Annotated in this window: 23 protein-coding genes; 18 read left to right on the top strand and 5 right to left on the bottom strand. The window is 73.8% G+C overall.

Features of this window, described 5'->3' with window-relative positions; all coding sequences use genetic code 11:
• The first annotated feature begins 102 nt into the window (after positions 1 to 102).
• From J4557_RS51830 to J4557_RS34050, 6 genes are all read left to right on the top strand, one after another.
• Positions 103 to 1,041 (top strand): substrate-binding domain-containing protein, encoded by a 939-nt coding sequence (locus J4557_RS51830; RefSeq protein WP_243776768.1) that lies wholly within the window; start codon positions 103 to 105, stop codon positions 1,039 to 1,041.
• A complete protein-coding gene (locus tag J4557_RS51825; protein WP_307800367.1) occupies positions 1,038 to 1,847 on the top strand; it encodes a nitrilase-related carbon-nitrogen hydrolase in 810 nt (269 codons plus the stop codon). The genes J4557_RS51830 and J4557_RS51825 overlap by 4 nt, the downstream gene beginning before the upstream one ends.
• Positions 1,844 to 2,794, top strand: a complete 951-nt coding sequence (locus tag J4557_RS34065) for an ABC transporter substrate-binding protein (RefSeq protein ID WP_208270883.1) — start codon at positions 1,844 to 1,846, stop codon at positions 2,792 to 2,794. Before J4557_RS51825 ends, J4557_RS34065 begins: the two co-directional genes overlap by 4 nt.
• 13 nt (positions 2,795 to 2,807) lie before the next feature.
• Entirely contained in the window at positions 2,808 to 3,746 is a 939-nt protein-coding gene (locus J4557_RS34060; RefSeq protein WP_208270947.1) for an amino acid ABC transporter permease, read from the top strand.
• A 56-nt stretch (positions 3,747 to 3,802) separates the two neighbouring features.
• Complete coding sequence (locus J4557_RS34055) at positions 3,803 to 4,555, top strand: amino acid ABC transporter ATP-binding protein (protein WP_208270946.1); 753 nt, start codon at positions 3,803 to 3,805, stop codon at positions 4,553 to 4,555.
• A 965-nt stretch (positions 4,556 to 5,520) separates the two neighbouring features.
• Positions 5,521 to 6,399 (top strand): alpha/beta hydrolase, encoded by an 879-nt coding sequence (locus J4557_RS34050; protein ID WP_307800366.1) that lies wholly within the window; start codon positions 5,521 to 5,523, stop codon positions 6,397 to 6,399.
• Here the strand turns inward: J4557_RS34050 and J4557_RS34045 are convergent, their stop codons facing one another.
• Positions 6,400 to 7,329 carry a LysR substrate-binding domain-containing protein gene (locus tag J4557_RS34045; protein WP_208270882.1) on the bottom strand — a complete coding sequence of 310 codons (930 nt, stop codon included), beginning with the start codon at positions 7,327 to 7,329 and terminating at the stop codon, positions 6,400 to 6,402.
• A 115-nt stretch (positions 7,330 to 7,444) separates the two neighbouring features.
• On the opposite strand from J4557_RS34045, the gene J4557_RS34040 reads away from it, so the two are divergent.
• The 8 genes from J4557_RS34040 to J4557_RS34005 all read left to right on the top strand — a co-directional run bounded on the left by J4557_RS34040 (position 7,445) and on the right by J4557_RS34005 (position 14,299).
• Positions 7,445 to 8,881 carry a 2-hydroxymuconic semialdehyde dehydrogenase gene (locus J4557_RS34040; protein ID WP_208270881.1) on the top strand — a complete coding sequence of 479 codons (1,437 nt, stop codon included), beginning with the start codon at positions 7,445 to 7,447 and terminating at the stop codon, positions 8,879 to 8,881.
• Between the two features lie 10 nt (positions 8,882 to 8,891).
• Complete coding sequence (locus J4557_RS34035) at positions 8,892 to 9,722, top strand: 2-keto-4-pentenoate hydratase (RefSeq protein WP_208270880.1); 831 nt, start codon at positions 8,892 to 8,894, stop codon at positions 9,720 to 9,722.
• The gene (locus J4557_RS34030) at positions 9,722 to 10,468 is read left to right on the top strand and encodes a 2-keto-4-pentenoate hydratase (protein ID WP_243776767.1); all 747 of its coding nucleotides are present in this window, start codon (positions 9,722 to 9,724) and stop codon (positions 10,466 to 10,468) included. Before J4557_RS34035 ends, J4557_RS34030 begins: the two co-directional genes overlap by 1 nt.
• Positions 10,465 to 10,923, top strand: coding sequence for a RidA family protein (locus J4557_RS34025; protein WP_208270879.1), 459 nt, complete (start codon positions 10,465 to 10,467; stop codon positions 10,921 to 10,923). Before J4557_RS34030 ends, J4557_RS34025 begins: the two co-directional genes overlap by 4 nt.
• Complete coding sequence (locus J4557_RS34020; protein WP_208270878.1) at positions 10,920 to 11,492, top strand: 3-hydroxyanthranilate 3,4-dioxygenase; 573 nt, start codon at positions 10,920 to 10,922, stop codon at positions 11,490 to 11,492. Before J4557_RS34025 ends, J4557_RS34020 begins: the two co-directional genes overlap by 4 nt.
• A 25-nt stretch (positions 11,493 to 11,517) precedes the next feature.
• Positions 11,518 to 12,594, top strand: coding sequence for an amidohydrolase family protein (locus tag J4557_RS34015; RefSeq protein WP_208270877.1), 1,077 nt, complete (start codon positions 11,518 to 11,520; stop codon positions 12,592 to 12,594).
• The gene (kynU, locus tag J4557_RS34010) at positions 12,591 to 13,859 is read left to right on the top strand and encodes a kynureninase (protein WP_208270876.1); all 1,269 of its coding nucleotides are present in this window, start codon (positions 12,591 to 12,593) and stop codon (positions 13,857 to 13,859) included. Before J4557_RS34015 ends, kynU begins: the two co-directional genes overlap by 4 nt.
• Before the next feature lie 236 nt (positions 13,860 to 14,095).
• Complete coding sequence (locus tag J4557_RS34005; RefSeq protein ID WP_067639228.1) at positions 14,096 to 14,299, top strand: cold-shock protein; 204 nt, start codon at positions 14,096 to 14,098, stop codon at positions 14,297 to 14,299.
• 60 nt (positions 14,300 to 14,359) lie between these two features.
• Here the strand turns inward: J4557_RS34005 and J4557_RS34000 are convergent, their stop codons facing one another.
• Positions 14,360 to 15,205 (bottom strand): SDR family NAD(P)-dependent oxidoreductase, encoded by an 846-nt coding sequence (locus tag J4557_RS34000; protein WP_208270875.1) that lies wholly within the window; start codon positions 15,203 to 15,205, stop codon positions 14,360 to 14,362.
• 95 nt (positions 15,206 to 15,300) lie between these two features.
• Between J4557_RS34000 and J4557_RS33995 the strand changes: the two genes are divergently transcribed.
• Complete coding sequence (locus J4557_RS33995) at positions 15,301 to 16,137, top strand: helix-turn-helix transcriptional regulator (RefSeq protein WP_208270874.1); 837 nt, start codon at positions 15,301 to 15,303, stop codon at positions 16,135 to 16,137.
• Here J4557_RS33995 and J4557_RS33990 read toward each other — a convergent pair.
• A complete protein-coding gene (locus tag J4557_RS33990) occupies positions 16,126 to 17,301 on the bottom strand; it encodes an MFS transporter (protein ID WP_208270873.1) in 1,176 nt (391 codons plus the stop codon). The genes J4557_RS33995 and J4557_RS33990 overlap by 12 nt on opposite strands.
• 75 nt (positions 17,302 to 17,376) lie before the next feature.
• Between J4557_RS33990 and J4557_RS33985 the strand changes: the two genes are divergently transcribed.
• A complete protein-coding gene (locus tag J4557_RS33985; RefSeq protein ID WP_208270872.1) occupies positions 17,377 to 18,426 on the top strand; it encodes an ROK family transcriptional regulator in 1,050 nt (349 codons plus the stop codon).
• Positions 18,427 to 18,462: 36 nt separating this feature from the next.
• Here the strand turns inward: J4557_RS33985 and J4557_RS33980 are convergent, their stop codons facing one another.
• Both J4557_RS33980 and J4557_RS33975 read right to left on the bottom strand, forming a co-directional pair.
• Entirely contained in the window at positions 18,463 to 19,218 is a 756-nt protein-coding gene (locus J4557_RS33980) for a TetR/AcrR family transcriptional regulator (RefSeq protein WP_243776766.1), read from the bottom strand.
• Positions 19,215 to 20,438: an acyl-CoA dehydrogenase family protein gene (locus J4557_RS33975; RefSeq protein WP_208270871.1), complete on the bottom strand. Its 1,224-nt coding sequence runs from the start codon at positions 20,436 to 20,438 to the stop codon at positions 19,215 to 19,217. The genes J4557_RS33980 and J4557_RS33975 overlap by 4 nt, the downstream gene beginning before the upstream one ends.
• A gap of 46 nt (positions 20,439 to 20,484) precedes the next feature.
• On the opposite strand from J4557_RS33975, the gene J4557_RS33970 reads away from it, so the two are divergent.
• Entirely contained in the window at positions 20,485 to 21,231 is a 747-nt protein-coding gene (locus J4557_RS33970; protein WP_208270870.1) for an SDR family oxidoreductase, read from the top strand.
• A 31-nt stretch (positions 21,232 to 21,262) separates the two neighbouring features.
• Positions 21,263 to 22,219 (top strand): quinone oxidoreductase family protein, encoded by a 957-nt coding sequence (locus tag J4557_RS33965; RefSeq protein ID WP_208270869.1) that lies wholly within the window; start codon positions 21,263 to 21,265, stop codon positions 22,217 to 22,219.
• Position 22,220: the final 1 nt, after the last annotated feature.

The raw sequence follows: 22,220 nt of genomic DNA, 5'->3' as shown, positions 1-22,220 counted from the left end.
TAACAAAACACCCATTGTACGCGGTACAAACGCGCCCTAAAGTCGGGACCCATCGCGCCCCGAGCGCGACAAAACCCCTGTTACATGCGGAAATGGAGCGTTGTGCCGATTCCACGTATTCGCCTGGCGCTGCGGGACTGGGACCATCTCGTCCCGCTGCTCACCGGCCGGGTGCGCGCCCGCGGCGTGGCGCTGGAGATCGAGACCCGGGAGATCACCCCGGACGTCCTCGCCGAGCCCGGGCTCGACGGCGGCGAGACGTCCTTCAGCCGCTACGCCCTCGGGCGCGGCGACGGCGACGAGCGGCTCGCAGGGCTGCCGGTGTTCGTGATGCGCGGTTTCCGGCAGCGCTGCGTGCTCGTCCGGAACGACAGCGCCCTCGCCGCGCCGCGCGACCTGGCCGGGGCGACGATCGGGCTGACCGGCTGGCCCGACTCCGGCAACACCTGGACCCGGGCCCTGCTGCGCGCCGAGGGCGTCGACCTGTCGGCGATCCGGTGGCGCGTCGGACCGCTCGCCGCCGGCGAGACCGGCAAGGACCGGCTCGGCGCGCGCCCGCTGCCCGCCAACGTGCGGGTCGCGGACCGCTCGCTGATCGACGGGCTCGCCGACGGCACCTTCGACGCGGTGTTCACCCCGTTCATGCCGCCGGAGATGTTCACCGGGCACAGCCGGTTCCGGCACCTGTACGAGGACCACCGCCGGGCCGAGAAGGAGTACTTCGCCTGCACCGGCTTCGTCCCCGGCATCCACATCCTCGCGCTCAAGCGCGAGGTCGCCGACGAGCACCCGTGGCTCCCCGAGGCGCTGCAGGACGCCTTCGAGGAGTCCAAGCGGGTGTGGCTCCAGCGCCGCCGGCTGCTCACCGACACCACGCCCTGGCTGCTGGACGAGCTGGAGACCCAGGCGCGCCTCTTCGGCGACGACTGGATGCCGTACGGCGCCGGCGCCAACGCCGCGATGGTCGCGGCGTTCTGCGAGGAACTGCACGAGCAGGGCATCGCGCCCCGCCCCATCAAGGCCGAGGAGGTCTTCGCGTGAGGATCGCCGTGGGCCAGTTCGCCTCCACCGAGGACTGGCAGACCAATCTCAAGACCTGCATGACGCTCATCGACGGCGCGGTGGAGGGCGGCGCCGACCTGCTGGTGCTGCCCGAGGACTCCCTCGCCCTGTTCATCGACGAGCCGGACCGGATCGCCGAGGCCGCGCAGCCGCTCGACGGCCCGTTCGTCACGGGCCTGCTGGAGCACACCGTCGGCTCGCGCACCACCGTCGTCGTCGGCGTCCACGAGCCCGCCGGGGACGGCAAGGTGCACAACACCCTCGCCGCGATCCGCGACGGCGGGATCGTCGCCGTCTACCGGAAGGTCCACCTGTACGACGCGTTCGGCGCGCGGGAGTCCGACCGGGTCCGCCCCGGCGACGGCGAGCCGGTCGTGTTCGACTGCGCCGGCTGGCGGGTGGGGCTCATGACCTGCTACGACGTAAGATTCCCGGAAACGGCCAGGCTGCTGGTCGACGCGGGTGCCCAGGTGCTCGCCCTGCCGGCGGCCTGGGTTCGCGGCCCCGCCAAGGAGCGGCACTGGGAGGTCATGGTCACCGCCCGGGCGCTGGAGAACACCTGCTACGTGGCGGCCTCCGGCGAATGCGGCCGCCGCAACATCGGCGCGAGCATGGTCGTCGACCCGCTCGGCACCGTCCGCGACCGGCTCGCCGACCGGCCCGGGCTGCTGTGGGCGGTCGCCGACCGCGAGGAGCTCGACGAGGCCCGGCGCAGGCTCCCGGTGCTCGCGAACCGGCGCTTCCGCGTCGACCCGTCCATCCGGCCCAGGAAGGAGACGGCATGAGGCGCCGCACGGCGATCTCCACCGCTCTCGCGGGCGCGCTGCTCGCCGCGACGGCCGCGTGCGGCGCGAACCCGCCCGAGGCCGAGGGGATCCTCGGCGGCGGCAAGTCCGCGCGGGGCGTCAAGGAGGCCGACCTCCGGCAGACCGTCGACCACGGGCTGCACGACGCGCTGCCCGCCAAGAACAAGGCGTCCGGCAAGCTGATCTCGGTCAACAACGGCTCGTTCCCGCCGTACGAGATCGCCGGGTCGGACGGCCGGTCGCTGTCGGGGGCGTCCGCCGACCTCGCCACCGCGCTCAGCCAACTGCTCGGTGTGAAGATCGAGCACGTCACCGTGGACGGGCTGCCGAGCGAGCTGACCGGCATCAAGGCCGGCCGGTACGACTTCGCGCTCGGCCCGATCGGCGACTTCCCCGAGCGGGAGGGCGACAACGTCTTCGTCGACTGGGTGCGCGAGTTCGTCGTGTTCGCCGTCCCGAAGGGCAACCCGAAGCACATCGGGTCCATCGCCGACACCTGCGGGCTGAAGATCTCGGTGATGGCGGGCGGCTCGGCGGAGGACGTCGTCAAGAAGCAGTCGGGGACGTGCGTCCAGCAGGGCAGGCCGGCCGTGCAGGTCCAGTCGTACAAGGACCAGCCGACCGCGACCCTCGCCGTCCGCTCGCACCGCGCCGACGCCTTCTTCTCCTCGCAGGCGCCGCTCGGCTACTTCGTCAAGCAGTCCGGCGACGACCTGCAGCTCGCGGGCACCGGCAAGGCCAACGGCTTCGGCGACCTGTACCAGGGCGCCGTCGTGGCCAAGGACTCTCCGCTGAAGGACGTCCTGCTGCGGGCGCTGCGCAAGCTCGTGGAGAACGGCACCTACAAGAAGGTCATGACCGAATGGGGCCTGACCGCGAACATGCTCGACGCGCCGGGCGTGAACCTGGCGCCCAGGGAGGGGTGAACCGGCGGTGACCATGACCGAGAAGCGCTCCGGCGACACCGTCGCCGACGTCGACGTGGCGGGCGCCGCGCACGTCCGGCACCCGCTGCGGTGGGTGGCCTCGCTGGTCGTGCTGGTCCTCGCGGCCCAGTTCGCGCACCTGCTGTGGACCAACGACAACTTCCAGTGGGACGTGGTCGGCCGCTACGTCAACGCCTCCCTCATCGGGGACGGCATCGCGATCACCCTCGAACTCACGGTCATCGCGATGGCGGTCGGCATCGCCGGCGGGATCCTGCTCGCGGTCGGCCGGCTGTCGGACAACCCGCTGCTGCGCGTGGCGTGCGGCCTCTACGTGTGGTTCTTCCGCGGCATCCCCGTGCTGGTGCAGCTGGTGATCTGGTACAACCTGTCGGCGCTGCTGCCGCGCATCTCGGTCGGGATCCCGTTCGGGCCGGAGTTCGCGCACGGCAGCACCAACCAGCTCATCACGCCGCTGGTCGCGGCCATCCTCGGGCTCGGCCTGAACGAGGCCGCCTACATGGCCGAGATCATCCGCGGCGGGCTGCTCGCCGTCGACCCGGGCCAGGCCGAGGCCGCGCAGGCGCTCGGGATGGGCGGCGTGCGCACGTTCCGCCGGATCGTCCTGCCGCAGGCGATGCGGTTCATCGTGCCGCCCACCGGCAGCCAGGTGATCAACATGCTGAAGGCGACCTCGCTGGTCAGCGTGATCGCGCTCGCCGACCTGCTCTACACCGTCCAGTCCGTCTACAACCGGACGTTCCAGACCATCCCGCTGCTGCTCGTCGCCTGCCTCTGGTACCTGGTGATCACCTCGATCCTGTACGTCGGGCAGTCGTTCATCGAGCACCGCTACGCGCGCGGCGCCACCCGCGACGCCCGGCAGGGCTTCTGGGACTTCGTCCTGATGCGGCGCCGCCGTCCCGTCCCGCCCCCGGAGGTGATCGCTTGAGCACGCTGGAGAAGGACGCGCCGCGAAAGGAGGGCGCGCCGCGCACCGGCGTCCCGATGGTCCGCGCCCGCGGCGTCCGCAAGAGGTTCGGGCACCTGGAGGTGCTGAAGGGCGTCGACCTGGACGTGGACCCCGGCGAGGTCGTGGTGGTCCTCGGCCCCTCCGGGTCCGGCAAGTCGACGTTCCTGCGGTGCGTCAACCACCTGGAGACCATCGACGGCGGCTCGGTGCACGTGGACGGCGAGCTGATCGGGTTCAGCGCGTCCGGCGGGAAGGTGCGGCACCTGCGCAAGCGGGACGTCACCCGGCAGCGCCGCGAGATCGGCATGGTGTTCCAGCAGTTCAACCTGTTCCCGCACCTGACCGTCCTGCAGAACGTCATCGAGGCGCCCACCGGGGTTCGCGGGGAACCGCGCGCCGAGGCGCGCGAGCGGGCCCGCGAACTGCTCGCCAAGGTCGGCCTCGCCGACAAGGCGGACGGCTACCCGCGGCAGCTGTCCGGCGGCCAGCAGCAGCGCGTCGCGATCGCCCGCGCGCTGGCGATGCGGCCGAAGCTGATGCTGTTCGACGAGCCGACGAGCGCGCTGGACCCCGAGCTGGTCGGCGACGTGCTGGAGACGATGAAGACCCTCGCCGAGGAGGGCCTCACCATGATCGTCGTCACGCACGAGATCGGCTTCGCGCGCGAGGTGGCCGACCGGGTGGTGTTCATGGACGGCGGCGTCGTCGTCGAGTCCGGGCGGCCCGCCGACGTGCTCGACCACCCGTCCAACGAGCGCACGAAGGCGTTCCTCAGCAAGGTCCTCTGAGAACCCCCGCCCGCGCCCGGCCCCGCCTCTCCGGGGCCGGGCGCCACGCGTTCCCCGCAGACGCGGAACCGCCGGATCGAAGGCGGTGGGCGATCCCGTCCAGAAGGCGGTCGAGTCGGGCAGGCTTCCTCGGCCCTGTCCGGTCGATCGGTGTCAGATGACGAGGGCGGCTGCGGTGACGGTGCCGAGGAAGACGTAGCCGCGCTCGTCGTCACACAGTCCGCCACGGCTTGCGCTGCCTGGGCGGCGAACGGTGCCGGCAGTTCATCCGCCGTCCACGGTGACCAGCCGTCCCACTTCTGCTCGGCGATCTCTTCCACCCGGGCGGCGGCCTCGGACGGACTCACTCCGGGAAGTCGCAGCGCCGCCGTCGTCCAGCCGATCAGCTCGTTCGCCTCGAGGTACTGGTACCACTCGGCGTCGTCCCAGCCGCTCATGTCGCGCCGGGCCCACGACCACCGCAGGGCCTCGGCGGTGGCATCGGCAGCCCGCTGCCGGGGGGTTCCCGTCGTCGTCCGGGCGGCGTACTTCACCAACTCCAGCGTGGGCCAGAACGCGAATCTGGCGAAGAAGCAGGCCGGGGCCACGGCGAACGGCACGCCCACAAAGCCGACGTTCCTGTGCCTGCTCGCCGGAGCGGACGTGCCTCACCGCGGCGAGGCGCGGCTCGGCGCGCGGGTCGTCGCCGGTCACTTCGTCCAGACGCACGCGCGGCCGGACCTGCGCGGCCGGACGAGGCGCTGCAGGACGGGCTCGCGTCCTGCTCCGCGGCCGTCCTGGCCGTCACGCACGACCGCTGGTTCGCCGCCGACTTCGATCGGTACCTGGTGTTCGGCGCCGACGGTCGGGTCGCCGAGTCCGGCGAGCCGGTGTGGGCATAGCGCGTTGGTGATAGCGGCGGACGAGACCGGTATTTGATCGATCCGGTCCCGTGGGGGGAGGCTGAAGCGGACCGGGAGGGGTGGGTGGTCGTGGTCGACCTGGACGACTGGCCGGGCAGCGAGCTGAGCGACGAGGAACTGGACGTCGCCTACAACGTGCGTCGCAAGGCCGGGCCGGAGCTGTTCGAGCGGCACATGGCCCGGTACCGGGCCGAGTCGGAGGCGGCCGTGGACGGGCTGCCCGGCCACCCGGGGATCGTCTACGACGAGCCGAGCGGCGAGCGGCTGGACGTGTGGGGCATCGGCGACGACGGCCTGCGCCCGGCGTTCGTGTTCCTCCACGGCGGCTACTGGATGGCGCTGTCACGCGCCGAGTCCTCGTTCATGGCGCGCGCGCTCTACGAGCAGGGGATCGCCACCGTGGTCCCGGACTACACGCTCGCGCCGAAGGCGACGCTGGAGGAGATCGTCCGGCAGGTGCGGGCGTCCGTCGCCTGGGTCCACCGGCACGGCCGGGAGCACGGCCTCGACCCCGAGCGGATCGTGGTCGGCGGCAGCTCCGCCGGCGGGCACCTCACGGGCATGACGATGGTCGGCGGATGGCAGGAGGAGTTCGGGCTGCCCGCCGACGTGGTGAAGGCGGCCATGCCGTTCAGCGGGCTGTTCGACATCCGCCCGATCACCCGGATCTATGTCAACGAGTACGTGAAGCTGGACGTGGAGCGGGCCGCGGCGCTCAGCCCGGCGCTGCTGCCGCGCGAGCGGCGCTGCCCGGCGGTCGTCGCGGTCGCCGAGCACGACGGCACCGGGTTCGTGGAGCAGTCGCGGAGGTTCGCGCCGCTGTGGGGCACGGGCGAGGCGATGGTGGTGCCGGACCGCGACCACTTCGACGTCGTGCTCGACCTCGGCGACCCGGCGTCGGCGCCCTTCGAGGCGCTGCTCGGCCTGGTCCGCTCGCTGTGATCAGTCCTCCGCGATCTTCGTGGCCTCGCGGCGCAGGTGGTCGAGCATCAGCCGGGCCGACGGCGTCGGCGCGCGGTGCGCGGGCAGCGTGACCCCGACCTGCCGGCGGACGGTCTCCAGCGGCACCGGCAGCGGCGCGATGTCGTCGTCGGTCCGCGCGACCAGCTGCGGCAGCGCGGCGATCATGTCGGTGTCGCGGACCAGCGTCCGGACGGTCAGCACCGACGTGCACTCCACCAGGTCGCCGGGCGGCTCCAGGCCCTCGGCGCGGAACACCTGCTCCAGCTCGGCGCGCAGCGCGGTCTGCTCCAGCGGCAGCACCCACGGGTAGTCGAGCAGGTCGGCGAGCGTGAGGCCGGCGCGGGACCGGGCCGGATGGCCGTGCCGCGCCACCAGCCGTACCGGCTCGCCGTACAGGGTGATCTGGCGCAGCCCGCGCAGGTCGCCGATCGGGTTGAGGCGGCCGAGGATCAGGTCGATCTCGCCGTCCAGCAGCCGCGGCACCTGCGCGTCGAACGTGGCCTCCTGGACGATCACGGTGACGCCGGGGCGGTCCTTCTTCAGCGCCGCGATCGCGCGCGGCAGCAGCACGTTCGAGCCGGCCAGCAGGGTGCCGATGGTGACGGTGCCGACCTCGCCGTCGGCCAGCCCGCTGATCCGCTCGCCGGCGCGGCGCAGCTCGGCCAGCACGGTCCGGGCGTGCTCGACGAACGCGTCCCCGAACATCGTCGGGGTCACGCCCCGCGGGCCGCGGGTGAACAGCTCGACGCCGAGGATGTGCTCGACCTCGCGGAGGCTGCGCGTCACGGCGGGCTGCGCCAGCCGCAGGTGCTCGGCGGCGCGCAGCACGCTGCCCTGGTCGGCGATGGCGACGACGAGGACCAGGTGCCGCAGCTTCAGCCGCCCGTTGAGCAGGTCGATCGCGCGCATACCGCTTTGATATCACAGCATCGTGATACCTCTCCGAATCTTTGGTATTTGCACGGCATAGCTCCGCGGGCAGAGGATCAGACCGTCAGGGCAGATCGTGTCGTGGAGGAGCGGAATGAAGGCTGAGCACTACGTCGGCGGGGCGTTCCGTTCGGACGGACCGGCCTTCCCGCTGATCTCGCCCTCGGACGGCGCGGAGGTCGGCGCCGTCCCGGAGGCGACGCGCGAGGTCGTCGACGACGCGGTCGCGGCGGCGCGCGGGGCGCTGCGCGGCCCGTGGGGCGCGAGCGGCGCCGAGGAGCGGGCCGCGGCGATGCGGCGCGTCGCCGACGGGATCGAGGCGCGGTTCGCCGAGTTCGTGGACGCCGAGGTCGCCGACACCGGCCGCCCCCGCGCGTTCGCCGAGACGGTCGACGTGCCCCGCGCCATCGGCAACTTCCGCGCCTACGCCGACCTGCTGTACGGGCGCCCCGAGCGCGCCTACACCACGCGGGTCCCCGGCTGGAGCGCCGGCGCCGGGGAGGCCCTGAACTACACGGTGCGGCGCCCGCTCGGCGTCGTCGCGATCGTCTCGCCCTGGAACCTGCCCCTGCTGCTGATGACCTGGAAGGTCGCGCCGGCGCTCGCCGCAGGGAACGCGGTCGTCGTCAAGCCGTCGGAGGAGACGCCGTCCACCGCGACGCTGCTCGCCCGGGTCATCGACCAGGCGGGGCTGCCGTCCGGCGCGTTCAACCTGGTGCACGGGCACGGCCCCGGCGCGGCCGGGGAGTTCCTCACGGGGCACCCGGGCGTCGACGCCATCGCCTTCACCGGCGAGTCCGCGACCGGCTCGGCGATCATGCGCAGCGCCGCCGACCACGTCACGCCGGTCTCGTTCGAGCTGGGCGGCAAGAACCCGGCGCTGGTGTTCGCCGACGCCGACCTCGACGCGGCCGTCGACGGCACGGTCCGCTCGTCCTTCACCCACTCCGGGCAGATCTGCCTGTGCACCGAGCGCGTCTACGTCGAGCGCCCCGTCTTCGACGAGTTCGTCGAACGGCTCGGCGCGCGCGCGAGGGAACTGTCGGACTACGGGCCGATGATCTCCGCCGCGCACCGCGACAAGGTGCTGTCGTACTACCGGCTCGCCCGCGAGGAGGGCGCCACCGTCGTCGCGGGCGGCGGCGCGCCGTCGTTCGGCGACGAGCGCGACGGCGGCTTCCACGTCGAGCCCACCGTGCTCACCGGGCTTCCCGAGACGGCCCGGACCGTCCGCGAGGAGATCTTCGGGCCGGTCTGCCACGTCGCGCCGTTCGACACCGAGGACGAGGCGCTCCGGCTCGCCAACGACAGCCCCTACGGCCTCGCCTCCACCGTGTGGACCCGCGACCTGTCCAGGGCGCACCGCGTCGCGCCGAAGGTGGAGACCGGCATCGTGTGGGTGAACTGCTGGAACCTGCGCGACCTCCGCACCCCCTTCGGCGGCGTCAAGGCGTCGGGGATCGGCCGCGAAGGGGGAGAGTACTCACTGGACTTCTTCTCCGAGCCCGTCAACGTGTGCATCCAGATCTGAGAGCGAGCCAGTGACCGAACCGACCAGCGAGAACACGGCGGACGCCGCGGCGATCGGCGCGGCGGCCGAGAGGCTGCTCGGCGCCTACGCCTCCGGCGTCCCGTGCCCGCCCGTCCGCGACCTCATCACCACGGCCGACGACGCCTACGCCGTCCAGGACCGGATGACCGAGAGGTGGCTGGGGGAGGGGCGGCGGCTGTCCGGCCGCAAGATCGGCCTGACGTCCCGCGCCGTGCAGGAGCAGATGCGCGTCGACAGCCCCGACTTCGGGATGCTGTACGCCGACATGGCCGTCCCGGACGGCGACGAGATCCCCGCGGGCGCCGTCCTGCAGCCGCGCGTCGAGGCGGAGGTCGCGCTCGTCCTGGAGCACGACCTGACCCACGAGCGGCACACCGCCGCCGACCTCGTCCGCGCGACCGCGTTCGCGCTCCCGGCCATCGAGATCGTCGGCAGCCGCATCCGCGACTGGGACATCACGCTCGCCGACACCGTCGCCGACAACGCCTCGTCCGGCATGTACGCGCTCGGCAACCGGCCCGTGCGGCTGGAGGACGTCGACCTGCGGCTGTGCGGGATGGTGCTGGAGCGGCGCGGCGAGCAGCTGTCCAGCGGCACCGGCGCCGCGTGCCTCGGCCATCCGCTGAACGCCGCGCTGTGGCTCGCCGACACGCTGGTCCGCGTCGGGCGCCCGCTGCGCGCCGGCGACACGGTGCTGACCGGCGCGCTCGGCCCGGTCGTGCCCGCCGCGCCCGGCGACGTGTTCGAGGCCCGCATCGACGGCCTCGGCGACGTCCGCGTCGCCTTCGGCCGTGCCGACGAGGACGGGGAGGACTCCTGATGGTGGACGTGCACGCGCTCGCCGCGACGCTGGACGACGCCGCCCGCGGCGCCCGCGCTATCCCGAGGCTCACCGACGCCGCGCCGTTCGACGTCCCGACCGCGTACGCGGTGCAGCGGGAGCTGATCGGGCGCCGCACCGGCCGCGGGGAGCGGATCTCCGGCGTGAAGATGGGCTTCACCAGCCGCGCGAAGATGGTCCAGATGGGCGTCGACGACGTCATCTGGGGCCTGCTCACCGACCGGATGCAGGCCGGCGCGTCGGCGGACCTGTCGGGCCTCATCCACCCGCGGATCGAACCGGAGATCGTGTACCTGATCGGCCGCGAGGTCCGCTCCGTCGCCGAGGTCGAGTCGGCCGTCGCGGGCGTCGCCGTCGGGTTCGAGATCCTCGACTCCCGCTACGAGGACTTCAGGTTCACCCTCCCGGACGTGATCGCCGACAACGCCTCCGCCGCCCTCTACGGGGTCGGCGCCTGGCACGAGCCGCGCGACCTGTCCAACGTCGGGCTGCTCATGGAGATCGACGGGCGGCCGGTGCAGACGGGGTCGTCCGCCGCGATCCTCGGCGACCCGGCCCGGTCGCTGCGCGCCGCCGCGCGGCTCGCGCTCGGCGCCGGGATGGCCCTCGAACCCGGCTGGGTGGTGCTGGCGGGCGCCGCGACGGCCGCCGTCCCGCTGCCGAAGGACGCCCACGTCCGCGTCACCGGCGCCGGCCTCGGCAGCGCGGAGGTGACGACCCGGTGAGCGATGCGATCCTCGTCGAGGGCAAGGCGAAGCCGCGCGGGCGGTTCCCGCACGTGAAGCGGGCCGGGGACTTCGTGTTCGTGTCCGGCACCAGCTCGCGGCGGCCCGACGGCACCTTCGCCGGCGCGAGCGCCGACCCGATGGGCGTCACCGACCTCGACATCCGCGCGCAGACCCGCGCCGTCATCGAGAACATCGCCGACCTGCTGGCGGCCGCCGGGGCAGGGCTGTCCGACGTCGTCAGCGTCACCACCTACCTGGTGAGCATGAACGACTTCGGCGGCTACAACGAGGTCTACGGCGAGTACTTCGACGAGACCGGCCCGGCCCGCACCACCGTCGCGGTCCACCAGCTCCCCCACCCGCACCTGCTCATCGAGATCTCGTGCATCGCCCACATCCCGGGCGCGGCCGCCTCCGGCGCGTCCCCGACCGGCGAGGAGGCCGGAACATGACCCTGCCGCAGCTGTCCTTCGGGCGCCCGTTCAACTTCCAGGCGTGGATCGACGAGCACCGCGACCTGCTGAAGCCGCCTGTCGGGAACGTCCAGGTGTTCGACGACGCCGGGCTGATCGTCATGGTGGTCGGCGGCCCCAACCAGCGCACCGACTTCCACGACGACCCGACCGAGGAGTTCTTCTACCAGCTCAGGGGCAACATGGTCCTGCGCGTCATGGAGGAGGAGGGCAAGCCGCCCACCGACCTGCAGATCAACGAGGGCGACGTGTTCCTGCTGCCGCCGCACGTGCGGCACTCCCCGCAGCGGCCCGAGGAGGGCTCGATCGGCCTCGTGGTGGAGATCCCGCGGCCGGAGGGGCTCACGGAGGCGTTCGAGTGGTACTGCACCGAGTGCCACCACCTCGTGCACCGCGCCGAGCTCCAGGTCCGCTCGATCGTGGACGACCTTCCGCCCGCCTTCGAGGGCTTCTACGGCGGCGACCGCGAGTGCCCGAACTGCGGCGCCGTCCACCCGGGCCGGCAGTGGCCCGCGCACATGGTCCCCACGACGGCGCCCCGCGCCTGACCCCCTCGCGTCCGACGGAGCTCCAGTGACAGTCATCGACGTCCACGCCCATGCTTTCCCCCGGCTCGGCCGCGCCGAGGGCCGCACGCTCGCCGACCGGGACGAGCCGTGGCTGCGCGTCCACGGCGACGGCACCGGCATGATGATGAGCGGCGACCGGGAGTACCGCCCGGTCGAGGAGGGGCTGTGGGACCCCGGGCGGCGGGTGGCCGACATGGACGCCGCCGGCGTCGACGTCCAGGCCGTCTCGTCCACCCCGCTGATGTTCGGGTACGCGGCCGAGCCGTCCCGCGCCGCCGACTGGTGCGATCTGGTCAACGACCGCATCCTCGCCTTCTGCGCGGACGCGCCGGACCGGCTGCTGCCGCTGTGCCAGGTCCCGCTGCAGGACCCGGCGCTCGCCTGCGAGGTCGCGACGCGGGCGGCTGCGGCCGGGCACCGCGGCGTGCACGTCGGCAACCACGTCGGCGACCGGAACCTGGACGACCCCGGCATCACCGGTTTCCTCGCGCACTGCGCGCGGATCGGCCTGCCCGTGCTCGTCCACCCGTGGGACATGCTCGGCGCCGACCGGATGCGGGGCCACATGCTGCCGTGGCTGTCCGGAATGCCCGCCGAGACGCAGCTGAGCATCCTCGGGCTGATGCTGTCCGGCGCGTTCGAGCGGATCCCGGCGTCGCTGCGGCTGTGCTTCTGCCACGGCGGCGGCAGCCTCGCGTTCACGCTCGGCCGCGCCGACAACGCCTGGCACCGGCGCGACATCGTCCGCGCCGACTCGCCGCGCCCGCCCTCGGAGTACACGGACCGCTTCTTCGTCGACTCCGCGGTGTTCGACCCGCGCGCGCTCCGGCTGCTGGTCGAGGTGATGGGCGCCGACCGCGTCATGCTCGGCACCGACTATCCGTTCCCGCTGGGGGAGCAGGAGCCCGGCGCGACGATCCGGGCGTGCCCCGGCATCGACGACGCCGACCGCGCCAAGCTGCTCGGAGGCAACGCGCAGGCGTTCTTCGCGACCGCCGCCCCGCCCGAGGCCGCCGTTCCCGCCGCCTCCGTCGAGGCCACGGACGTCACCGGCACCGCCGTCGCCGGGAGCGCGTCGTGAGCGCCGCACGGGAGGCCGCGGAGCGCGAGGCGCTGCGGCTCGACGAGACCGACCCGGTGCCCTCGCTGCGCGAGGAGTTCCTCGTCCCGCCCGCGCCCGGCGGGGCGTACCCGGAGGCGGCCTACTTCGCCGGCAACTCGCTCGGCCTCCAGCCGAAGGCCGTCGCGGGCCGCCTGCGCGAGGAGCTCGACGACTGGGCCCGGCTCGCCGTCGAGGGCCACACCCAGGCGCGCCGCCCGTGGGTCGACTACCACGAGCTGCTCCGCGAGCCCGCCGCCCGCCTCGTCGGCGCCCTGCCGCACGAGGTCGTCGCGATGAACTCGCTGACGGTCAACCTCCACCTGATGATGGCGAGCTTCTACCGGCCGTCCGGGGACCGCACCCGCATCGTCATCGAGGACTCGGCGTTCCCGTCAGACTCGTACGCGGTCGCCAGCCAGGCGGTCCACCACGGCCTCGACCCGGCGGACACCGTCGTGCGGCTGACCCCCCGGCCCGGCGAGGCCACCCTGCGCACCGAGGACGTCCTGGCGTTCCTCGAACGCGAGGGCGGCACGGTCGCGCTGCTGATGCTCGGCGGCGTCAACTACCTGACCGGCCAGCTCATGGACATGGCCGCGATCACCAAGGCGGGTCGCGCCGCCGGCGCCGTCGTCGGCTGGGACCTGGCGCACGCCGCCGGGAACGTCCCGCTGCGGCTGCACGACTGGGACGTCGACTTCGCCGCCTGGTGCACCTACAAGTACCTCAACAGCGGGCCGGGCGCGGTCGCCGGCTGCTTCGTCCACGAGCGGCACGTCGCCGACCCGTCGGTGCCGAAGCTGTCGGGCTGGTGGGGGACCGAGCCGTCCGTCCGGTTCCGGATGGACCCCGCCATCGCGCCGCCCGCCTCCGCCGACGCCTGGCAGCTGTCCAACCCGCCGATCCTGGCGCTGGCGCCCGTGCTGGCCTCCCTGGAGATCTTCGACCGGGTCGGGATGGACGCGCTGCGCGCCCGCAGCGAGCGGCTCACCGGCTACCTCGCGGCGCGGCTCGCCCCGCTGCCCGGCGTCCAGGTGATCACCCCGGACGACCCGGCGGCGCGCGGCAGCCAGCTGTCGCTGCGGGTGGCCGACGCCGGGGGACTGGTCCGGCGGCTCGCGGAGGCCCACGGCGTGGTCGCCGACGCCCGCGAACCGGACATCGTGCGGTTCGCGCCCGTCCCGCTCTACTGCACGTTCCACGACTGCCATCGCGCGGCCGCGGCACTGGATGATCTGACTTAGGTGTGTCGGGGTTCGGGGCGGGCCCGCATGGGGTAGGTTCGATGCTGTCGCCGCGACCGGCCAGGCGCGGCGGCCAGTCAGGCAGTCTCGAACGTTTGCTCTACGAAACGCCCGTAGAAGTTCAAGACGACGGGCGTTCTCCGTTTCTCCGGGTGACCGGCGGACGTGAGATGAGTCCGCTTGCAGCCCGGTCCGCCGCCCGGCGGCCCGGTGGTCACACCCAGAGGAGAGAGACCATGGCCGAAGGCACCGTGAAGTGGTTCAACGCCGAAAAGGGCTTCGGGTTCATCGCCCCCGACGGCGGCGGCCCGGACGTGTTCGTCCACTACTCGGCGATCACGACCAACGGCTACCGCAGCCTCGACGAGAACCAGCGCGTCGGCTTCGAGATCACCCAGGGCCAGAAGGGCCCGCAGGCCGAGGGCGTCTACCCGCTCTAAGGCCCGCGCTCACCGCGTGAACAGGCCGGGGACGTTCGCCGTCCCCGGCCTTTCGCATGCCTATCCGCGGTAGGTCGCGGCGTTGATGCCGACCGTCCGCAGGAGCAGCCGGTCCCTCGTGTGGTCGGGCAGCCTGGCGAGGGTCGCCATCATCCGGGCGTCGCGGCCGACCAGGTAGCGCGCCTTCGGGCGGCGCGCCGTCAGCGCCTTGACGATCGCCTTCACGGCGGAGTCGACCGGTCCCGGTTTCGCGCGGGCGTTGAACTCGCCCATCTTCGCGTTGACCCCCGCGTAGAGCCGCTGGGCGTCCGCGTCGCCGCGCCAGCCGATCGCCCGCCGCGAGGCGCCGGACTTGTCGAAGATCTCGGTGTCCAGCAGGCCGGGCTCGATCACGGAGACCTTCACCCCCAGCGGGCGCATCTCCACCCGCAGCGCCTCGGTGACCGACGCCAGCGCCGCCTTCGAGGCGGCGATCGGCCCGAACGCGGGCCCGCTCATCCGGGAGCTCACGGCGCCGATGTTGACGACCCGGCCCTTCGCGGCGCGCAGCATCGGCAGCACCGCCTGGGCCATCGAGATCTGGCCGACCACGTTGACGTCGAACTGCCGCCTCCAGTCCTCCAGCGGCACCAGCTCGACCGGGCCCTCGACGATGACGCCGGCGTTGTTGACCAGCGCGTCCAGCCGCCCGCCGGTGCGGGCGGCGATCTCCTTGGCGGCCGCCTCGACGGTCTCCTCGTCGATCAGGTCGATGGTCAGGGCGTGGACCCCGGCGGGCAGCCGGTCGGCGTCGGACGGCCGGCGGATCCCGGCGTAGACGTCCCAGCCGAGCCCGGCGAGCCTGCGGACGGCCGCGCCGCCGACGCCGCCGGCCGCGCCGGTGATCAGTACGGTTCGAGTGCTCATGGGGCCGATGCTGGGCCACCCGGCGGGGCCGGACAAGACTACTGTTAACGCTATTAACGCGGCTAACAGCCCTACGCGAAGCGAGGTGACCGCCCGTGTCCGCACCGACCGCCGACGCGCGCCGCCGGGAACTCGGCGACTTCCTGCGGTCCCGGCGCGGCCGGGTGACGCCGCGGGAGGCGGGCATCGTGCCGGGGCCGCGGCGCCGGACGCCGGGGCTGCGGCGGGAGGAGGTCGCGGCGGCGGCCGGCGTCAGCCTCACCTGGTACACGTGGCTGGAGCAGGGCCGCGTCAACGGGGTGTCGCGGCAGGTCCTCGACAGCCTCGCCCGCGCGCTGCGGCTCGGCGACGCCGAGCACCGGCACCTGCTGGAGCTGGCCGGCGAGCCCGCCGCCGAGCCGCCGGCTCCGGCGACGGTGACGCGCGAGGTCCGCGACCTGCTGGCGATGGTGGAGCCGAACCTCGCCCACGTGGTGACGCGCCGCTTCGACCTCGTGGCCTGGAACGCTCCGGTGGACGCGCTGCTGCGCACCATGCCCGAGCGGCCGTCCGGCGAGGACCTCAACGTCGTCTGGCTGATGTTCCACAGCACCTGGATGCGCGAGCGGTTCGTCGACTGGGAGGCCGAGGCCCGCTGGCTGACCGCGCTGCTGCGCAACGAGGCCGGACGGCAGGTCGGCAACCCCGGCTTCGAGCGGCTCGTGGCGCGGCTGACCGCGACCAGCCCGCAGTTCCGGGCGTTCTGGGAGTCGCACGACATCACGCCCTTCACCCCGTCCGAGCGGCGGTTCCGGCACCCGGACCTCGGCGAGGTCACGCTCCGCTACATGAAGATCAACATTGAGAACGATCCGGACCAGAGCGTCCTCGTGCACTACGCGCCGCCCGGGTCGCCGGCCGCCGAGGCCCTCGCCCGGCTCTCACGCGCGTAGCTCCCGGACGGGCGGCTCGGCGGCCTCGGGCGGCCGGGCGGGACGCGGGCGCAGCGCGCCGGCCAGCAGGACCGTCGGCGCGCAGATGCAGGTGATGAGCGCGAACGCGGCCGGGTAGGACAGCGCGCCCGCCGTCCAGCCGGTCACCGCCGGCGCGGTCAGCCCGGACAGGTAGGTGATCGTCGCGACGCCCGCGACGCCCTCGCCGGGCGTGCTCCCGGTGTCCCCGGCCGCCGCGAACACCAGCGGCACGACGGTCGCGACGCCGGCGCCGATCAGCGCGAACCCGGCGATGCCCGGCACCGCGTCCCGCGCCGCCACGACCAGGACGCCGCCGAGCACCGCGACGGCGCCGCCGCAGCGGACGACCGCCGCGGGGCCGAACCGGCGGACGAGGCGGTCGCCCGCGAGCCGCGTTCCCGCCATGCACGACATGAACACCGTGTAGCTGGCGGCGGCGAGCCCGGGACCGGCGCCGGCGACCTTGGTGAGGTAGACGGCCGACCAGTCGGCGCTCGCCCCCTCGGCGAACGTCGCGCAGAACCCGACGACGCCGATCGCCGCGACCGCCCGGTTCGGCAGCGCGAACCGGCGCGGCGGCGGGGCGTCCGCGTCCGCCCGGTCGGGCAGGAGGCCGCGGCCCGCCGCGGCGCCCGCGGCGAGCAGGACGAGCGCGACCGCCCCGAGGTGCACCCGGGCGTCCACCCCGGCGTGCGCGGCGAGGATGCCGGCGCCGCCGGCGGCGAGGCTCCCGACGGCCCACAGCCCGTGCAGCCCCGACATGATCGGCTTCTTCAGGTGCCGTTCCACCGACACGGCGTGCCCGTTCATCACCACGTCCGACATCCCGGCGCCCATGCCGTACAGGAGCATCGCGGCGAAGAGCCAGCCCGGCGCGGGCGACAGGGCGGGCAGCGCGAGGACCCCCGCCCAGTACGCGATCAGCAGGCGGGTGGCGGTGCGCTCCCCGATGCGGTGGGCGATCCGGCTCGCGGTCGGCATCGTCGCGAACGCGCCGATGGACGGGCAGAGCAGGGCGAGCCCGAGGACGGTGGCGCCGAGGCCGAGGCGGTCCTGGATCCAGGGGATACGGGTCGCCAGGGTGCCCGCGACGGCGCCGTGCACGGCGAAGACGGCGCCGATGGCGCGATGGGGGCGGCTCATGCCGATAAACTAACAGGCAGCCTTCCTGATGAAAAGCGGCCATCGGCGGCCTCGCTCGCTCCCACGCTCACTACCATGGGCCTCGTGAAGACCGCCGACCCGACGATGGCCCGCGCGATCAACGACCGGCTCGCCCTGGACCTGCTGCTGGAACGCGGCCCGCTGACCGCCCCGCAGCTGCGCGCGCTGACCGGGCTGTCCCGGCCGACGGTGTCCGACCTGGTCGAGCGGCTCCGCGCGGACGGGCTGATCGAGGTGGCCGGGGAGACCGGCGCCGACCGGCGCGGGCCGAACGCCCGGCTCTACGGCCTGGTCGCCGGCCGCGCCCACGTCGCCGGGGTCGACCTGCGGCGCGACGCCGTGCACGTCACCGTCGCGGACCTCGCCGAGAACCCGGCCGGCTCGTCGTCGCGTCCAATGCCGGACGCCCCGGACCTGCCCGAGCTGATCGCGGAGGCGGTCGCCGAGGCCGCCGGCGGCACCGCCCTGCACGCCGTCGTCGTCGGCACGCCCGGCCTGATCCATCCGGGCACCGGGCTGGTGACCGACGGCGACATGCCGGGGTGGCGCCCCGACCTTCGCCGGGCCCTCCAGGACCGGACGGCCGCGCGCGTCGTCGTGGAGAACGAGGTCAACCTCGCGGCCGTCGCCGAGCACCGCGACGGCGCCGCCGCCGGCCACGACGATTTCGCGCTGCTGTGGCTGGACGACGGCGTCGGCGCCGCGATCGTGCTGGACGGGCGGCTGCGGCGCGGCGCGTCCGGCGGCGCGGGCGAGGTGGGGATGCTGCGCTTCGGCGGGAGCGACCTCTGCCACGCGGTCGAGGTCGCGTCCGCCGGGCGCCTGGACGCCGAGGCGCTCGCGGACGGCGTCACCGAGGGCGCGTTCGCCCTCGTCGCGGTCCTGGACCCCGGCCTGGTCGTGCTCGGCGGCGCGCTCGGGCGCGGCGGCGGCGACCGCCTCGCCGGCCTGGTCGCCGACCGGCTCGCCGAGCTGAGCCCGGCCGCCACGGTGGTGCGCCCGGCCGCCGTGCACGAGGGGGACGCGGTGCTGCGCGGCGCCGTCCTCACCGCGCTGGACCTCGCCCGCGACGACGTCTTCGGCCGCCCGGTCGCCGCGGGCTGAGCCGTCCCCGGCCGGCCCGCCGCGGGGGACCGGCCATCACTCCCGGGGCAGCCGCTCGCCGGTGCGCAGCCGGTCCAGGCCGAGCCAGATGAACTCGAGCGCCATCTGCTCGGCGCGTTCGCGCGGAGTGTCGGGATGCTCCAGCCACCACGACACCATCGACAGCATCGACCCGTACATCAGCGGGACGAGCAGCCGCGCCCGCCGCTCGTTCACCGCGAGGGCGGCGGGCGACAGCTTCGGGTCGGCGCGGCGGCGGCGCAGCAGCAGGTCGGCGAACGCGGTGCCGAGCCGGTCGCGCAGCTCCCGCAACTCCAGCCCGACCTCCGGCTTGTCCAGGTGCCGGACCACCAGCGACCACGCGTCCGGCTCCTCGGTGGCGTAGTCGAACAGCACCCGGATCATCGCCCGGATGCCGCCCGCCGTGCCGTGCGCGGCGGGCACCGCATCGTTGAGCCGCGCCGTCAGCTCGCCGACGATCGCCTCCGTGACCTCGGCGAACAGCTCCTCCTTGGACGCGAAGTGCTGGTACAGCAGCGCCTTGGACACCTGCGCCGCCGCGGCGACGTGCTCCATCTGCGTGAGGTGGTAGCCGCGCCGGCCGAACTCGGCCAGCGCCACCTGCAGCAGCTGCTCGCGCCGCCGGGCGTACGGCATCCGCCGCCGCACGACCGGTCTGGTGTCCGGCGGCTCCGCACTCGCCGTCCCGGTGTTCGCCGGGTCGGTGTTCGCCGGTCGCGTGCCGGCGGGAACCGACCCGCGCGTTCCCGCGTCCCCCGTGCCTCCGGTCATTTCCCGAGGTACTTGCCCAGTTCGGCGCGCGCGACCGAGCGCACGTGGACCTCGTCGGGCCCGTCGGCGAGGCGCAGCGTGCGCAGCCCCGCCCACATGGCGGCGAGCGGGGTGTCGTCGCTGACGCCGGCGCCGCCGTGCACCTGGATCGCCCTGTCGACGACCTCCAGCGCGACCCGCGGCGCGATCACCTTGATCGCCGCGACCTCGGACCGCGCGGACTGCACGCCGTGCTCGTCGATCAGCCACGCGGTCTTCAGCGTGAGCAGCCGGGCCTGCTCGATCGCCATCCGCGACTCGGCGATCTGCTGGCGCACCACGCCCTGCTTGGCGAGCGGCCCGCCGAACGCCACGCGGGACGCCGCGCGCTCGCACATCAGCTCCAGCGCCCGCTCGGCCATCCCGATCGCGCGCATGCAGTGGTGGATGCGGCCGGGGCCGAGGCGGGCCTGCGCGATCGCGAAGCCGCCGCCCTCCTCGCCGACGAGGTTCTCCACCGGGACGCGGACGTCGGTGAAGGTGATCTCGCAGTGGCCGTGCTGGTCCTGGTAGCCGAACACGGGCAGCGGCCGCACGACCTCGACGCCCGGGGCGTCGAGCGGCACCAGCACCATCGACTGCTGCCGGTACGGGTGGCCCTCGGGGTCGGTCTTGCCCATCACGATCATGATCTTGCAGCGCGGGTCGGCGGTGCCGCTGATCCACCACTTGCGGCCGTTGATCACGTAGTGGTCGCCGTCGCGCTCGATGCGGGTCGAGATGTTGGTGGCGTCCGAGCTCGCCACGTCGGGCTCCGTCATCGCGAACGCGCTGCGCATCTCGCCGTCCAGCAGCGGCTTCAGCCAGCGCTCCTTCTGCTCGGGCGTGCCGAACAGGTGCAGGACCTCCATGTTGCCGGTGTCGGGCGCCGCGCAGTTGGTCGCCTCGGGGGCGAGGCTGGGGGAGCGGCCCGTGACCTCGGCGAGCGAGGCGTAGTCGGTGACGCTCAGGCCGTGTGCGGGGTCCTCGCTGTCGGGTAGGAACAGGTTCCAGAGGCCGCGCTTGCGCGCCTCGACCTTGAGGTCCTCGACGATCTGCGGGACGTGGTGCTCGCGGCCCTGCTCGCGCAGCTCCGCCCGCTGGGCCGCGTACACCGGCTCCGCGGGGTAGACGTGGGAGTCCATGAATTCCTGCAGGCGGCCGAGGTGCTCCTGGGCCCGCTCGCTCAAACCGAAGTCCATTCCGCTAGAGTAACTGACGAGTCAGTTACTTGGGAGGGGAGTCCCCATGGCAGCCTTCGACGGCACGGGCAAGGTCGCGCTGATCACGGGCGGATCCAACGGCATCGGCGCGGCGGTCGCGCGCCGGCTGGCCCGCGAGGGCGCCCGGGTCGTGCTCGCCGACGTCGACGCCGAGGCCGGCGACGCGCTCGCCAAGGAGCTCGACGGCGCCTTCGTCCGCTGCGACGTCCGCGAGCCCGCCGACAGCGAGGCCGCCGTCGCCGCCGCCGTCGAGCGCTTCGGCGGCCTGGACGTCGCGTTCCTCAACGCGGGCATCGCCGGCGGCGGCGACCTCGGCGAGGACTTCGACCCCGCCGTGTACCGCCGCGCCATGGGCATCAACCTCGACGGCGTCGTCTACGGCGTGCACGCGGCGCTGCCCGCGATCCGCGCCCGCGGCGGCGGGAACATCATCGCGACCGCCAGCATGGCCGCGCTCACCGCGACGCCCTTCGACCCCGTCTACGGCGCGAACAAGGCGGCGGTCGTCGGCCTCGTCCGCGCGCTCGGCCCCACCTACCTGCCCGAGGGCATCCGGGTGAACGCGCTGTGCCCGTCGTTCGCCGACACCGCGATCCTCGGCGAGATGAAGGGGCGGCTCCAGGAGAGCGGGTTCCCGATCCTCGAGGTGAACGACGTCGTCGAGGCGTTCATGCGGATCCTGGAGGCCGACGGCGCCGGCGAGGCGTGGTACGTCGTCCCGGGCCGCCCGTCCGAGCCGTTCACGTTCCGCGGCGTCCCCGGCCCGCGCTGAGCCCGCGCCCCACGCACCGAACAGGAGAGTCATGCGCGCGATCCAGATCACCGAGTTCGGCGGCCCCGAGGTGCTGACCGTCACCGAGCTTCCCGACCCGGTCGCCGGGCCCGGGCACCTGCTCGTGGACGTCTCCCGGGCCGGCATCAACTACGCCGACACCCACCAGGCCGAGAACAGCTACCTGTCGGAGTCGACGCTGCCGATGGTGCCGGGCGGCGAGGTCGTCGGCACCGCCCCGGACGGCCGCCGCGTCGTCGCACTCGTCGGCACCGGCGGGTACGCCGAGAAGGCCGTCGCGCCGGAGGCACTGGCCTGGGACGTCCCGGACGCCGTCGACGACGTCACCGCGCTCGGCATGATCGTGCAGGGCGCGTCGGCGTGGGTGCTGCTGCGGCGCAGCGTGCACCTGGCGCCGGGGGAGTCGGTCGTCGTGCACGCCGCGGCCGGCGGCGTCGGCACCCTCGCCGTCCAGCTCGCCAAGGCCTGGGGCGCCGGGCGCGTCATCGCGACCGCCTCGTCCAAGGACAAGCGCGACCTCGCCCTGGAGCTCGGCGCGGACGTCGCGATCGACGCCAACGAGCCCGACCTGAAGGACGCGCTCATCGAGGCCAACGGCGGCCGCCGCGTCGACACCGTGCTGGAGATGACCGGCGGCACCGTCACCGACCAGAGCCTGAAGGCGCTCGCGCCGTTCGGCCGGCTCGCCTTCTACGGCATGGCCTCCCGCAAGGAGCCGTCGCCGGTGCGGCCCGCCTCGCTGATGTCGCACTCCACGACGATCGCCGGCATGTGGCTGGCGCACGTCTTCCAGCTGCCCGGCGACGTCATGCGCACCGCGCTGGACGAGCTGTTCGGCCTGGCCGCCGACGGCCGGCTGCGGGTGGTCGGCGGCGGCGAGTACGGCCTGTCGGAGGTCCGCCGCGCCCACGAGGACCTCCGCGCGCGCCGCACGACCGGCAAGCTCGTCCTGGACCCGTCCCGCTGAG

Source organism: Actinomadura nitritigenes, assembly GCF_017573545.1.
GTDB lineage: Bacteria > Actinomycetota > Actinomycetes > Streptosporangiales > Streptosporangiaceae > Spirillospora > Spirillospora nitritigenes.
Note: the sequence above shows the minus strand (reverse complement) of the source record. Positions and strands in the feature narration are given on the sequence as shown.

Excerpts from the sequence above, each read along its gene's own strand:
- J4557_RS34065 (WP_208270883.1), top strand. The coding sequence starts at position 1,844 with ATGAGGCGCCGCACGGCGATCTCCACCGCTCTCGCGGGCGCGCTGCTC.
- J4557_RS34060 (WP_208270947.1), top strand. The coding sequence starts at position 2,808 with ATGACCGAGAAGCGCTCCGGCGACACCGTCGCCGACGTCGACGTGGCG.
- J4557_RS34055 (WP_208270946.1), top strand. The coding sequence starts at position 3,803 with ATGGTCCGCGCCCGCGGCGTCCGCAAGAGGTTCGGGCACCTGGAGGTG.
- J4557_RS34045 (WP_208270882.1), bottom strand. The coding sequence starts at position 7,329 with ATGCGCGCGATCGACCTGCTCAACGGGCGGCTGAAGCTGCGGCACCTG.
- J4557_RS34040 (WP_208270881.1), top strand. The coding sequence starts at position 7,445 with ATGAAGGCTGAGCACTACGTCGGCGGGGCGTTCCGTTCGGACGGACCG.
- J4557_RS34030 (WP_243776767.1), top strand. The coding sequence starts at position 9,722 with ATGGTGGACGTGCACGCGCTCGCCGCGACGCTGGACGACGCCGCCCGC.
- J4557_RS34020 (WP_208270878.1), top strand. The coding sequence starts at position 10,920 with ATGACCCTGCCGCAGCTGTCCTTCGGGCGCCCGTTCAACTTCCAGGCG.
- J4557_RS34005 (WP_067639228.1), top strand. The coding sequence starts at position 14,096 with ATGGCCGAAGGCACCGTGAAGTGGTTCAACGCCGAAAAGGGCTTCGGG.
- J4557_RS34000 (WP_208270875.1), bottom strand. The coding sequence starts at position 15,205 with ATGAGCACTCGAACCGTACTGATCACCGGCGCGGCCGGCGGCGTCGGC.
- J4557_RS33990 (WP_208270873.1), bottom strand. The coding sequence starts at position 17,301 with ATGAGCCGCCCCCATCGCGCCATCGGCGCCGTCTTCGCCGTGCACGGC.
- J4557_RS33985 (WP_208270872.1), top strand. The coding sequence starts at position 17,377 with ATGGGCCTCGTGAAGACCGCCGACCCGACGATGGCCCGCGCGATCAAC.
- J4557_RS33980 (WP_243776766.1), bottom strand. The coding sequence starts at position 19,218 with ATGACCGGAGGCACGGGGGACGCGGGAACGCGCGGGTCGGTTCCCGCC.
- J4557_RS33975 (WP_208270871.1), bottom strand. The coding sequence starts at position 20,438 with ATGGACTTCGGTTTGAGCGAGCGGGCCCAGGAGCACCTCGGCCGCCTG.
- J4557_RS33970 (WP_208270870.1), top strand. The coding sequence starts at position 20,485 with ATGGCAGCCTTCGACGGCACGGGCAAGGTCGCGCTGATCACGGGCGGA.
- J4557_RS33965 (WP_208270869.1), top strand. The coding sequence starts at position 21,263 with ATGCGCGCGATCCAGATCACCGAGTTCGGCGGCCCCGAGGTGCTGACC.